This window comes from Candidatus Harpocratesius sp., assembly GCF_054039255.1.
In genome coordinates, this window is sequence record NZ_JBPLBG010000043.1 from 68,885 (window position 1) to 83,566 (window position 14,682).

10 protein-coding genes are annotated in these 14,682 nt (G+C 29.8%); 1 reads left to right on the top strand and 9 read right to left on the bottom strand.

Annotated features, from left to right (window positions below; genetic code table 11):
* Positions 1-50: 50 nt before the first annotated feature.
* The 9 genes from ACXLDF_RS10590 to ACXLDF_RS10630 form a co-directional block, all read right to left on the bottom strand.
* The gene (locus tag ACXLDF_RS10590) at positions 51-5,342 is read right to left on the bottom strand and encodes a DUF4350 domain-containing protein (RefSeq protein ID WP_457558496.1); all 5,292 of its coding nucleotides are present in this window, start codon (positions 5,340-5,342) and stop codon (positions 51-53) included.
* A gap of 25 nt (positions 5,343-5,367) precedes the next feature.
* Positions 5,368-7,281, bottom strand: a complete 1,914-nt coding sequence (locus tag ACXLDF_RS10595; RefSeq protein ID WP_457558497.1) for an ABC transporter ATP-binding protein — start codon at positions 7,279-7,281, stop codon at positions 5,368-5,370.
* 36 nt (positions 7,282-7,317) lie between these two features.
* Positions 7,318-8,541, bottom strand: coding sequence for an ABC transporter permease (locus ACXLDF_RS10600; RefSeq protein ID WP_457558498.1), 1,224 nt, complete (start codon positions 8,539-8,541; stop codon positions 7,318-7,320).
* Positions 8,541-9,728: an ABC transporter permease gene (locus ACXLDF_RS10605; protein ID WP_457558499.1), complete on the bottom strand. Its 1,188-nt coding sequence runs from the start codon at positions 9,726-9,728 to the stop codon at positions 8,541-8,543. The genes ACXLDF_RS10600 and ACXLDF_RS10605 overlap by 1 nt, the downstream gene beginning before the upstream one ends.
* A gap of 2 nt (positions 9,729-9,730) precedes the next feature.
* Entirely contained in the window at positions 9,731-10,804 is a 1,074-nt protein-coding gene (locus ACXLDF_RS10610; RefSeq protein WP_457558500.1) for an ABC transporter ATP-binding protein, read from the bottom strand.
* 139 nt (positions 10,805-10,943) lie between these two features.
* Positions 10,944-11,153: a hypothetical protein gene (locus tag ACXLDF_RS10615; protein ID WP_457558501.1), complete on the bottom strand. Its 210-nt coding sequence runs from the start codon at positions 11,151-11,153 to the stop codon at positions 10,944-10,946.
* Between the two features lie 186 nt (positions 11,154-11,339).
* Complete coding sequence (locus ACXLDF_RS10620) at positions 11,340-12,242, bottom strand: hypothetical protein (protein ID WP_457558502.1); 903 nt, start codon at positions 12,240-12,242, stop codon at positions 11,340-11,342.
* Between the two features lie 253 nt (positions 12,243-12,495).
* Entirely contained in the window at positions 12,496-13,311 is an 816-nt protein-coding gene (locus ACXLDF_RS10625) for a HEAT repeat domain-containing protein (RefSeq protein WP_457558503.1), read from the bottom strand.
* Positions 13,312-13,415: 104 nt separating this feature from the next.
* Entirely contained in the window at positions 13,416-13,694 is a 279-nt protein-coding gene (locus tag ACXLDF_RS10630) for a hypothetical protein (protein WP_457558504.1), read from the bottom strand.
* 83 nt (positions 13,695-13,777) lie between these two features.
* On the opposite strand from ACXLDF_RS10630, the gene rph reads away from it, so the two are divergent.
* The gene (gene rph / locus ACXLDF_RS10635; RefSeq protein WP_457558505.1) at positions 13,778-14,530 is read left to right on the top strand and encodes a ribonuclease PH; all 753 of its coding nucleotides are present in this window, start codon (positions 13,778-13,780) and stop codon (positions 14,528-14,530) included.
* The last annotated feature ends 152 nt before the right edge of the window (positions 14,531-14,682 follow it).

Sequence of the window (14,682 nt, forward strand, 5' to 3'; positions counted from 1 at the left end):
ATCATTATTATTAACCATGTAATCCCCAAATATATTAAAGAATTGAACAATCAGTAATGTTCTCCTATAGTTTCTCCAAATTTATTCAAATCTTTGAAGAATTTAATTACTCTTTTTTGATTTGAAAGTAAAAAGCGCAATCGTTCAATTTCTTCTACATCTGTTTTTTTAATCCCTCGTAACATAAGTTTTAGTAAGGTTTCACCTTCATATAATCGCGTTTTGGCCAAATTTAAATAGTCTCCTTGAAGAGGAATGATTTTCAATCGAGTTTTACTTTTTTGTTGATTGTAATAATACAATCCAGCCATCATCAGAATAATACCAAATACACCAATAATATCAATATAATGAGGATATGAGGGATTTGGTATCATGTATTGTTGAATACTTGAAGATGGAGGTCCTTCAACTACATCAAAAGTAATATATGAAATCTCACTTACAGCTGCAGGATGATCTATAATTAATAATATATAATATATTCCTGTTTGATTTATCCATTTAGTATCAAAAAAAGTATCATAATGCCCAGTTTCAGTTTCAAATAATGGAAGAAGTGGAGTATCAATCCCGTATAAGCTGGCATTTATTGATTCTCCATTTGAATCAAAATAAAGTCCAACAAACAAAAATCCATTAGAAAATAAATTTTGTTCTTTCATGAATTCATAATTTGAAAAAGATATATCTACAAAACCTTGAGTAGAAAGGGGTAAAATTGATGGAGTGATTTCAATTTTCATATTATAATATTTTGAAAGCCCCCATTGGATTAATTGTTGGGCGAATTTAGAGTTGTCTGCTTTTGAAAGATAAGATCTTTTAAAAATATCCGAATCACCTATTGCAAAAACTTTTCCTTTCCCATAAGTTGAAAGGCCGATTACGCCATGTTCTCCATCAAACATAGTTTTATAACCAAGAATTTGAGAATCAGATTTGGTAGAAAAAACTTCGATTGGATCACGTAGAGCGATAGAATTAGCTGAGAGACTTGTTGATCGGAATAATGAACTGATTTTATCTGAAGCAGAAAAGTCTAAATAGCATAGACCATCATTACCCTCAAATTGCTTATATGTATCATAAGGATAGAAGGATGTATTGGCAAATTTTAAACCAAATTCATTCAATAATTTGTTTAGTGATTCTAAATTTGAATGAAGATAATCTTCACCCCAAACAAATAAAGTTCCTCCAGAATCAACCCAATCATAGATATCATCCATTTCATCTTTGGTAAATGCCTGTTCAGGATCATTGATAACGAGTACATCAAAAAATTGAAGTAGATCGTGATTGATCGTTGTAGTGGATATTATTTCATTCTCAAATTTATAATTCCCAATAGAATCACCCAAAAAACTTGTTTCTGGAAGAAGATCTTGTGTATTAAAGAAATAATCTTGTTCATTACTCGATTCTGATGCATTTTTAAATTGAGAAAAATCAAAAAATTGCGAAAGATTAAGATCCAAAAATGGAAGAATTGTTGATACTAAGGCACCCTTTCCAAAATTTGAAGTTGGATTAGCCCATGATGAATGTAGATCATAATAATTTCCCCAAGTAGTATCAAGTCGCTCGTTTAAATCGAATAATGATGAAATATCGAAATTCCCTTTTAAAATATCATTGAAATTTCCGAAATTTTCTTCTGCAGACAAATTCAATTTAGAAATATCACCAAAACTTGTTAAAGATGCCAGATTATTTATTTTTTCAGATCGGAAAAAGTTTAAATGGGTAGCATCAAACCAGACTCGACCGCGAGTTGGACTGATTTGAAAAGATACTGGAATTGAATAAAAAGCTTGATTCTCTCCTTCAAGACGAAATGTTATATTAAAATTAATTTGACCAGGAGGAATGAGAGGATTACCAAAAAGTATAAGAGGAATTGAATTGTATGTATGTAAATCTAATTTTTTAGATGATAAAAGTAAAAATGAGGGAGTATTTACCGATGAATATTCAACAAATTGGACAATTCGCTTTCCCAATCCATCAGTAGAGATTTCTACATTATTAATATCTCGAATTGCTAAAATTGAAAGATTATAAACAGCATAATCAAGGGGAGTATAAATCTGCATCGGAGCGATATCAAGATTAAAAGGTGTTACTAAAAAGGTCGAGATTTTTTTGTTTTCTAAAAGAGAAGCGTTAATAATAAAAATATTGCGGAAAAGAATGTTAGAAAGATAATTAACATCAATACTGTCTGTCATCTCTCTATAATCTGTTATTTCAGGATTTTGAAATAGAAGATATTCTAAATCAGTAATCGATGGTGTTCCAGAAAATTGATCCATATCTCCAAGAACCCAGCCAATTTGATAAATTCCAGAATCCAAAGGAATCCAAGAAGTATTATATGATTTTAAATTAAATGGCTGAAGATTTTGAATAGAAATAATACGTGAATAAATCTCAGATTCTCCATGTTTTACAGTTCGATTTGAATAAAAAACTAATTGTGTATTTGGAATAATTTGATTTCCTAAATTAAGAATTTTTACAGATGATTGATAGGGAACATGTGGTTCATGAATTCTCGAAAAATTGGCAGAAAAAACAATCAGATCAGTGATATTGTAGATAGTTGTATTTGTTTGAAGTAATTCAGCATTTAATTTAACAAAATTACGACATTCTGATATGGAATTTGCTTGAGAAATGGACATAACACCATTAAATTCAGAAGTAGTTCCAAATTCTAAATCATTTAAAGAATAAAGTTGTGCAAAACTTGGATCGATAAGAGAATTAGTTGAATTTTTTTGTGAAAAAACAACATCTTTTGAAATATTTGAATTCCAAGTATAATTTGCCAAATTAGCTTGAGAAATATTTAATAAGATGTCAAAGCTATTCCCAACTGCAAAAGAAGATAAATTATGCGATGAAGATACAAATCCAATTGCTACGTACCTTGGATTATTAAGTAAATTCGATGAATTATCAAAATCTTCCACCCACATCATTTGAGATTGTGAATCAAATACAACTATATCGTCCTTCATGAATTCCAAAGTATTCTCTGCATCAAATCCTTTGTAATTTAGATTATCTAAGGTTCCTGTTTCATTTACAAATAAATCTCCCTTTATAAAAGAAATTAAAGTTAAGTTTCTAAATGATTGATGATCTTTTCGCTCATTAATAAAATGAAAGGAAAATTTAAAGGCGTTTAATCGATGAGTCAATTTCAAGGTTGAAAAATTTAAACCAGTCTGATAAGATTCCCCAGTTAAGGGACTTGTAAAATTAAATGTTGATATGGTATCACTCTTTTCTCCTAGATAAGCCCAAGTCTCCACTAAGCAAGCAATATAAAGCCCTCCGAATTCAAGAATACTGACATATCTTCGATATCCATCAGGATAAACAATTGTATTTACCATTTCATGCATTTCTTTTACTACCTTAAATTCTGATAACCAATGAAATTCAAAATCTTCAGAATCTCCAGAAAGAGAGTATCCCACACCAAATTGATTCAATGGAAGATGTATTGAGATGTTCTGAACGTCTAATGGATCACTTTCATTTAGTGTATTAATAACTAAAGCAGAACTCATCATTTGAGAACTCATAAATGCTGAAAAGGTAGTATTTTCAATTTGTGAATAATTCAGATCTGTGCTGTATTGAGATACATTGGTTAAATCTTCATTAGTTATCATTCCTGAATAAAAAAGTGGTACTGAAGAACTCTGAAAATCAGTGAAATTTTTCTTATAAAAATCTTGGAGCCATGAATAAGAAGCGAATAGATCAATTAATCCTGAACCTTCTGAATTAATATCTTGAGGAAAACTAATCGAATGAGCACCTCGCATTAGAGCTTGTTGAATAATTACTGGCGTTGCTAAAGGAAAAGCATCAAGTAATAAAGCAACACCACCAGCACATACGGCTGCTGCCGCACCTGTCCCAGAAGCACGAGTATAATTAGAGTCTTCAGAAAGTGGTGTCCCGTAAGGTGATTTTGGGATAGAATTTGAAAGAGTATCTAATTCTACTTGAAGGGAATTCAATTGAGAATTTAAAACTGTAGTCATCTCACTTGAAATTTGAGTTATAAAATTCATAGCTAATTCTATACTTTCATTCGTTAGATATCTTGCTCTAGGTCCAATCAAATCAACCCCAGGAGCAATTACATCAGGTCCAACGTGAAAATCATACGATGGACCTCGACTTGAATGTTCCCACACTTCTTTAGTTATTGAATTATAAGCTCCAACAGAAATTGCTTGATTGGCTTGTCCAGGAGTATTGACGCTCATATAAGAAGGACCATCATCACCCACAGGAGTTATTACAATTACACCACGATCTACGGCAGCATTCACTATTTGACAAACTGGATCCAAATACAATCCAGGAATAGTGGCTACAAATAGAATTATATCCGCTCCATGCTCAATAGCCCACTCAATACCAGATATCATAAACGACCAATATGTTATCCCAAGTGAATCGAAAATTTTCACGTTTAAGTACTTTGCATCTGGAGCAACACCAATATATTCGGGATTTAATCCAGCAGTCCCACAAGCAATGCCTGCATGAAAAGTACCTCGACCTGTTAAGTCAGTATAGTAAAGAGGTTCATCAGGAACCATTGATACACCACCAAGAAATTTAGGATCGCTTGTTGAACTATTATCATCTAAATCATCCAAATTGCCACCTCCAGAACCAGAAATATCAATACCAGTATCAAGTAAAGCAATTACTACACCTTTTCCAGAAATATCTCGTTGCCATAATTGATCCGCTTTAATTTCATCAGTAAAATTTACAAATTCACTACTCTGAGTTTTATATTCAGCCTTTGTTAAGAAAGAAGGAGAATCTATAATATTTGATGAGGGAATTGAAGTAGGAATAGGCAAATCCCACCAAATTGATTGAATATAAGGCAATAATCCCAATTTTTCAATATGATTAAGAGTAGTTTCAAATTTACTTCCTTTAAGTAAAGTAAATGAGATTTGTATTGTTCCATATTTGGATAATTCAGAATATTTAACAGGTTTATCGGAATAGAAAAGAAGAACATTTACTTTCTTATATGGATCTTCATTAGCTTTAATAAGATCAGATAATCGTGGATCAATATAAGCAAAAGTAGGTGTTTTTGGTGAATTTTGAGTGGATTTATTTATCATTTGAAGCAAATTATTATTATTATTATTCTGAATTGTTGGTGATTGAACATGGAGAAAAAATCCAGGAATCATTAAAATCAAGAATATAAAGAAAATTCTAACTTGTTTTTGGAAAATTTTACCATTTATAAAATATTTTTGTCGAGTTCGCTTCATTTTTTTCCACTTTACTTTTTGTATTTTAGTTTTTTTTTTTTATTTTTTTTTGAAGTTTATCTTTTTGTTCTTTCAAGCTAGCGCGCGTTTCATCAATTTTTTCTACTGGGACATTAATCTTATCCATGTCAACATCAATCATTAAAGTTTGATTATCTGATAAGGTTACAATCCCGGGCTCACTAGTACTTTTTGCACCTTTTGTTATTTCAAGTATTTCCCGTTTTGAACGATGACCTAAGTCACCCCCCCCTTCTTGCTGATGAATTACACTCACATAAGTAAAATAATCAACCATGTCGACTGAAACTTTATATGTAATACTGTGAAGGGGAATTTTAGCACGTTGTAATGATTCAATGACACGATCACCTAATATTTTGGAAGGAATATCACTTAATAATCGTATTCGTTCTCCTCGTTGAATTACAAAAACAACTCCAGGAATTTGCCTTAATATTTCAACTGCTTCTATGTTAACAGTTTCTAATGTAACTTCTAGTGCCAATCCTTTACCTGGTAGAGTCATTTTTAATCCTTGAGGAGAGTTAAAATCATAAAACCCTATCCCACGTAAAAAAATGCAAGCTTTATCGCAATATTCAATTTCATCTAAATAATGAGAAATGACTACTAACGAAATCCCATATTCTTTATTTATCAAATCCAAATAATTCCATAACTCATATCTTGCTAATGGATCTAGCCCAGAAGTAGGCTCATCTAAAAATATAAGATATGGATTATGAACCATAGCAATTGCAATTGAAGCGCGTCTTTTTTGACCCCCAGAAAGTGAAGAAACTGGTTGATTAGCGATGTATCCAATACCCAAATCTGTAAGTATTTTTTTTCCTCGTTGAATTAGAAGTTCATCTGGAACACCATATTGTCTTCCAAAAGCAACAATATTCTCCAAACAGTTGAAATTTTGATACATACGTGAAAGATCTTGTGGGACATAACCAATAAATGGAGCAATCGCTTTAGTATCATGTGCATCAATACCAAACACAAGAATTTCTCCTGAATAATCAACTTCCCCAAGTATTGCTTTAACTGTCGTAGATTTACCTGCTCCAGATTCTCCAATTATTCCCATAATCTCTCCTTTTTCCAATGTAAAAGATACATCTTCAATAATTTTTCTTCCAGAAAATGAAACGGATAAATTTTTTGTAATTAAAACTTTTTTTGTTAAAGCAAGTTCTTCACCTGTTTCAAACAATAAATATTTGGGATGAACCTTGTTAATCCCCATCTGACCAATTTGGATGATCCAGTCTCTTGTTAACCATTCTTTAGTTTCATCGTTCAATGGATCAGTAGGATCAAAAGCATCCCATAATGAAATATAAATATCTTTTCCAACAACTGATTTTACCATTCCTGTAATAATACACGGAATTTGTTTAATTTTTGAAACAAGTATTCCTTCAATATAAGCATTAACTTCATATTTTTTAATTAAAGAAGTTAAATAATCAATACTTCTATCATATTCTCTATTACGAAAAAAAGTCTGGTGCTGTAGATCTTTTTTAAATGAATTTTCAAGAACAAATACATTAGGAGCGATAGCTTCTGATAATTCTGAAATTTCAAGTTGATTCATTCCAAAAGTTTGAAATGGTTGAATTAGATGCTGATTCGTAACTTCTATTATTCGTCGACCAATTAAAATCTCATCTTTTCCAATATCCCCCTCATTAAGCAGAATGTAAACAGTATTTGGGAAAACCCGGCCATCATATCTTTTCAGAATAACACCTTTACCTTTGAAAAATTGCTCTGTCAAATTATACATACCTGTAATTTCACATCTTATTTGGAACATTTTTCGTGCTTGAAGCCATTCTATTAATTCTTTAAATTGATTTCGTCCAAAAATACTCTGTTCTACAATTTCTTCTTCAATATCATCTTGAACAGTTCCCATATTTCTCTCCACTAGGTAATTATTATTTTAAAAAAATCAAAGCATTGTTTTCTGAATTTTAAAAACAACATATCCAATTAAATATATAATTAAAGATTCAACAGCCAAACTAAAAAGATTCATACGTACGGACCAAATATTCTGTCCTCGAAGCACAATTTGCAAAAGCAATTGATAACCGTTGTAAAGAGGCATTGTCATTAATATCATCGGATTTTCAATAAACAAAATCGCCACAATTTGAAAAATAAAAATAAAAATAAAATATTGATATGCAGTTAGAGGTGTTTTAGAAATTGCTGAAATAGCTACACCAATCAAAACTGCATTTATCTCCATTAAAAATAGCACAATAAAATACATAAAATAGTTACTCATAATTTGTAAATTAACAAAAAGACTTGTAATAATAAAAATAATAACAACACCCATCTGAATAAGAATATTTGCAGATACTTTAGCTAACATCATTTCACCTTTATTCGTTGGTGTTAATACCATTCGATCTTTTGGTATATCTGAGACGATACTTTGAGTAGAAGTCAAACAACCAATTCCAAATATCACTAAAGGGATTATATATGGAGCAGCAGCAAAAAATATTTGATTTTTATCTGGTACGTTTACCAAATTCTTGTTTATCTTAAATACTCCAGTAAAATCATTTTCTTGTTTAAAATTTTGAATAATTCCATCCACAATTTGCTGCGTAGACTGAAGGTTGACAGTATTTATTGAATCAATTACAATTGGAACGATTACAGGAAGATGTATTGAAAGGTTAAACTCAAACATTGGAGGAATTATTATAAATGCATTTATTTCCCCATCTCCTAATAAAAATTCCAATTCGCTTTGATTTGTTGTTTCAAAAAGTACACATAGCCCTTCTGTCTGTGCTTCTTGAAATTTTGCGACAAAATCTGAAGAAAGATCTCTATCTGGAAAACCTTCACTTTGATCGTAGTCGATGATCCCAATTATAGGTATTTCATTTTTAAACAATTCATTTATTCTAGCACTATTGCTGGAATCATCAGTTGAAATAATTTGACCACTAGAACCAATAGTTAATACAAGAACTACAATTAAAGGTATTACATATGTAATTATCATTGCACCTTTATCATTAACTAACACTTTAATCTCTTTCAGTACCAAGGCTCCATAACGTTTAATGGGTTTTATTAAATGATCTTCTTTCCAACTTGCCAAAATCGAATGTAAAGAAATACTGAACAATTTCAATTCTTCTTTCATTATATAAACTCCTTTTTAATAAATTTAATATAAATCACTGAAGCTAAGTAGAAAAATAATCCTGTAATACACATATATAATATTGGAGCCCAAATAGAGACCATTCCTTTCCCACGATAGGCAAGAAATTCATAAGCAATTCGAGTTTGCTCAATAGGAATAAATGTTAGAAAGAATATATTTCGCACATAATATACATTTATATACATTAAAAAAAAGAGTAAAAGAAATAGTTGTGACGCTTGTAAACGACTTTTTGTTATAGTAGAAATAAATATGCCCATTGTAATACCTACAATGGAATTTAAAAGAAGAATCAGAAAGAGATCTAACCATAAACAATGCATTGTAACCTTAAATATTGAAAGCATTGAAATACTAAGCAAAACTTGAAAAATACCAATAATTGTATAAGCAATTAATTTTCCAGTTATCACTTCACCCCGTTTTAAACTTGTATTTAGTAATCGTCGAAGTGGAATGTCACCAACAATTGATTGAGTAGAAATTAACTGCATAGTAAAGAAGAGCATCAACGGAATAAAATAAGGTGCACCAAGATCTAAGATATTAAGATCATAATTTTTAGGTCGAGTTTCAGGAAAATATATAATATCACGCTCAAATAACATATTCTTCACTTGAATTTCACTTGAACCCACTAATACTATCATATCAGAGATAATCATTTTTGTAAAATCAATTGCATCATAATATACCAAGATTGTGGTAGTTCCATTGATTGCAATATCATCTTCGAATCCTTGATGTAAAATAATATAAGCATCTAAATATTGGGTTTTAATTGTTCGTTGAGCCAATTCTTCAGTAACATTTCCAAAAGATTCCACATCTCCAAGATTTGGTTCAATAGGCGCGAGTTCACCAGAGGCGTAAATCTTCGGGCTTAATTTTTGACCTACTGCCAAAGATAAATTCAAAGATTTCATTGTCTCAATAAATTGTTCTGATCCTTCAGAATGATCATAATCAATGATCCAAATTGTTGTTTTTGTTGCCTCCAAACGAGGTTGTGAAGTTCCCAATATTAGGATCAATAAAAAAGGAATGAAAAATAGGATAAACATAGCAGTTTTATCAGAAATTAATGTTTTTATTTCTTTTCGTACCATATTAGTAATTCTTAATAATCTTGATCGAGTATCTGATAAAATATCTTCTGACATCTCTAAACCCCCTCAATATGTTTTCCTTTTATACGAAAATATTCTAAAAAAACGGCATGATCTAAACTAAAATGCTCAATTTCTAACCCAATCTCCCGCAATTGTGAAATTATTAAATTTAAATTTCCAATTTCATCAGAAAACAGTTTAATTTGATTTCTTCCTGCATTTAAAATGTAACGAATTCCAGCAATTTCTTTAATTTTTCTAAAATGAACCCGTGAATTATAAGATTTTAGATGAATTGTTAACATTTTCCCTTTGCTTGGTAAAGATTCTACAAGATCTTTTGGTTTTCCAAAACCAGCCAGTTGTCCAAAGTTTAGAATAGCCACTTTAGTACAGTAATCCGCTATTTCTAAATCGTGTGATACGATTACCATTGTTGTATTAAATTCTTTATTGATCTTTAATAGAAAATTTAAAACACTGATTCTAAGATGTGGATCTAACCCTGTAGTAGGTTCATCTAAAAATAATACTTTTGGTGTATTAATAAGACCAACTGCAATTGAAACTCTCTTTCGTTCACCACCAGAGAGATATTTAACAGGTTTATTTAGTAATTCTTCATTTTCAAATCCTAAAATACCTAAAATCTCACGAGCTCGTTTTAAAATCTGTTTCTTTGAAATACAATAATTTCGACCAAAAAAGAGAGAATTATCAAGAGCAGAAAATTGTTCATATAATGATAAATATTCTAATTGTGGAACATATCCAATATGATGAATTAATTTTAAGTTATCCTTAATTGCACGACATCCTGCAGTAACTGCAAATCCATGAGTTAATTGAGGAGGTTTGATTTGACCAGTCATCACTCTCATACATGTGCTTTTCCCAGCGCCGCTTCCTCCTATCAATCCTAAAATTTCACCTGGTTTTAGATATAAACTTATATTATTTAACACAGATTTTCCTTTTTGATAAGCTACACTTGCTTCAGAGAGAAAAAGATCATAATTCTTCCCTATTTCTTTATAATCTTTGATTGTATAATTCTTAAAGGTAGTATCTGAATTCTTATCATGCAAAGAAGAGAGATCTTGAGGAAAAGTGTTATAATCATTCATAGCAGATCGTGGGAGTGAAATTTCCTTCTATCTTAATTTTAGGCACTTACTTAAATAAAATTTTGCACAAAAAAAGAAAATTGGGAAAATTCTTTCAATTTTAGGAAAAGAATAAAAAAAAAAATCTGAGAAATAATTATTAATTTGTTGAAGATATAGGTAAATCGTCATTTAAAAAATTTAAAAAAAGAGATTTCAAATTTGTCTCGCAGTTGTGAGTATCACAAGAATATTCATTAGGGGAAATAGAATTTTTTTGAAAAAAGAGTGTTAACAACAATATTATTGCATTATTTATTATGATATTAACTAATTCTGGATTTAATGCAGGATTTTTTGCTAAATGCATTAATTTAATAATCTCTCTTTCTTCAAATCCTGATCTGAAATTCTTTTCTTTAAAAGCATTTAATATTTCGCTATAAATTTCATTTTCGATATTAAATTCTATAGTTCATCCCTCTATGAATTGCTATCTTTTTATACCGAGAATATCCTTTTAAATTTTGTAGAAAAATCTTCCGCTAAGAAAATATTATAAAAAAGCAAGGAAACAGCATAAGATTCCACCAACTATCATGGAATTCAGAAAATTATCAGAAACTATTTTTGCATAGCGATCTACTATATAAAATCCAATTGAAGTCAATATAGATGCAAACGAAATTAACCATATGGAATTAATTGATGAAATTAAAAACATAATTCCAAAAAAACTTAAGGTTAGAGTAGAAAAAAAACCTGAAAGATACCCTTCTCTTGTTTTACCATGAGAATCCTTAACTTTACCATATTTTTTACCTATAATACTAGCTAAGGCATCACTTATTGAACTAACAAATGCAATAATAATAAAAATTGGTTCTGATACTAAAAGAAAAGGAAACCAAGAAATAATCATTAAAGGAGCTGAAGTAAAAGTATAAAATTCTTTTTCTCTAATGGAAGATTCAAACCACCTTGTTGCAAAACGACCTAAAAAAGAAAAACCATTCAGACGAAAGAGATCAGCAATATTAAGCATCCACAATAAATGAAGAGGGATCGCAAACCACCAATATTTGATGAAAAGGGATTCTGTAATTCCAAATTGGGCAAACAATGGAATATTAACAAATGTTCTAGATAAAATATAGATTAATAATAAACCAAAAGCAATTCCAAAATGCATCAATTTACGTGTAGAATTATGAATAGTATCATTTTTTGAATTATGGAGCATTTGAACAAGATATAACCACTCAGAATAATTTAAATTACGATGTTTTCGCTGATTATTCCTTTGAGCAAAAAAAATGTAAATAAACCAGCAAAAAATATGAATAGATAACGAATTCCATAAATTAAAATAGATAAATGACCATAATTCATCTTCTAAATTAAAAGAAAATAGGAAGGGAAGATATAACATTAAAGCCAAGTATGAAATTGAAAGCATGATTTCATTAATAAAATACTCAGCATGCTCCTTTTTCTTTAATTTATTATGAGAAGAAAATGCATATCGAATATTTAAAAAAAAGAAACAAAGGAAATATACTTCAACTATAATCAAATAATATAGAGAAAAAATATTATACAATCGTAATATCAAACCAATTGAATATAGTAAAAACCAAATTAATATAATAAAAATGTGAGATTTATTATAAGATTTCATGAAGGTTCCTATTTAAAAAGAAATCTACACCCTATAAAAGGATAGTGTATTGTTTTGATGTTTTTATAGCAAATTCTTGAGCAATTGAATCGCAAAATTCTTGTAACAGCCTTTTTCTAAAGGAATTCTTTTCAAATTCAATCTCACAAGCAACATATTTTAATATGCGTGCTCCAAATGATTTAATATATCTTTCTAATAATTGATAATTTGTAGTATCTTGAGTATAAAGCTCATGTATTAAACTTTGAATACCAACACCTTCTTGACCTAAGATTCCAATAGCTTCGATAACAGCACGTTGAATTTGTGATTGATCATTGTACTTATGAATTAAGGGGAGCAAATATGGAATTGCTCGCGGAGAACCAAATATTCCAATGGCGTTAATCACTTGCTTAACAATTTTAATAGAAGGATGTGATAAATTCTTGATAAGTAGTGGAAGACTATCATCAGTTCCATACATTCCTAACCAAAAAGTAGAAAAATTAAGATATGACAAATTAGCTGTTTTATAATGCTCTGTCATTTGATGAATGACTTTACTTTTAATAGAATTTGGTAATTCATTAATTAAATTTCCAGCATCATAGAGCTGTAAAGCTCTGTTGGGAAGGCATTTATGCAGAAAAGACGCCACATTATTTCGGATGGAAGGATTTGGATGAACTAAAAGAAGCGCAAGTTGTTCTAAAAGAATTAAAGGATTTTTCTCATTATTTATTTGATTTGACGTATTCTTTTCAAAAAATATATCAAGATTGGATTTTTTGATAAATTCCTTGATTTTTTGTTTGAAACTTGGTAAATTATACCATTGTTTTTCATAAGTTGTGAGAAACACGCCAATCACTTCTATATAAATAATATTTCATATCTTTATATTTCTAATTCTTATTATTTTTACAAAAAACCAAAAATTTTCTGAATTTTTGAATTATAAGAAATTCATAAATTCTTGATTTTTTTTAATATTTTTCCTTCATTGTTTAAAAAGAATTTTATTTTTCCATAAGCATGTTCTTTAATCATTATATGGGAAATTAGATTCACACTCCATATACAAGTGATATTTGGAGAAAATAATTCAGGAAAGTGATTCTGGAGAAATAACAAAGATTTCCCTTGAATTTTATGAATAAACAGTTCAGATTCTGGATCAAGTTTAAATAATTGCTGAACTGTCTGATCATTCGACACAATTTCAATTATTTCTTTTGAATTCATCCCTTATTCAATCCAACTATTGCCCAAATACTCTTATACTCACGCGGTTTAACAATATTATTAGTTATTAATAATTGATAAAGATGAGTAATGAAACAGAAAATCAGATTAATAAAAATCGAATAGATGGAAGATTACCTAATCAATTACGCTCTCTTGTTATCGTGAGAAATTATTTGAAATGGCCAGAAGGTAGTGTGTTAATTCAGCAAGGAGATACAAAAATTATTGTAACTGCTTCAGTTGAAGACTCAGTACCAAGATTTTTACGAGATAGTGGAAAAGGATGGATTACATCAGAATATGATTTACTCCCTCGGGCTACGAATACACGCAGAAATCGAGATCGTAAAAGATCAATTTCAGGAAGAAGCCAAGAGATACAACGATTAATTGGTAGAGCAATACGTGCTGCTTTCAATCTTGATGAATTAGGCGAAATAACAGTTAAAATTGATGCAGACGTCATCCAGGCAGATGGAGGAACTCGATGTGCGTCTATTACAGGTGCTTTTATTGCTGTTTATGATGCTCTTAAGAAAGCGATTGAATTGGAATATATTCAGAAAATACCCCCTTTTAAAATAATAGCTGCAATTTCAGTTGGAATAATAAAGGGAATACCTATGCTCGATCTCTGCTATGAGGAAGATAGCAATGCTGATGTGGATATGAATGTTGTTATGGATGAAGATTTAAATTTGATTGAGATTCAAGGAACAGCTGAAGGAAAAAATTTCAATCGTGAAGAATTGAATAGCTTATTAGATTTAGCTGAAAAAGGAAATAAAGAAATAATAACATATATTAAAAATCTGATTGGAGAACAATCATAACTAATTTAAATTATTTAAAAATGTAGATGAATTTTAAAATTCGAGGATCTTTTTAATTTTTTAATTTTATTATCCAATCGTAAATTATTCTCAACATATCAATCCGTCTGTTCACTATACACATTAATTTTCTAGATAAACGATATACTTTC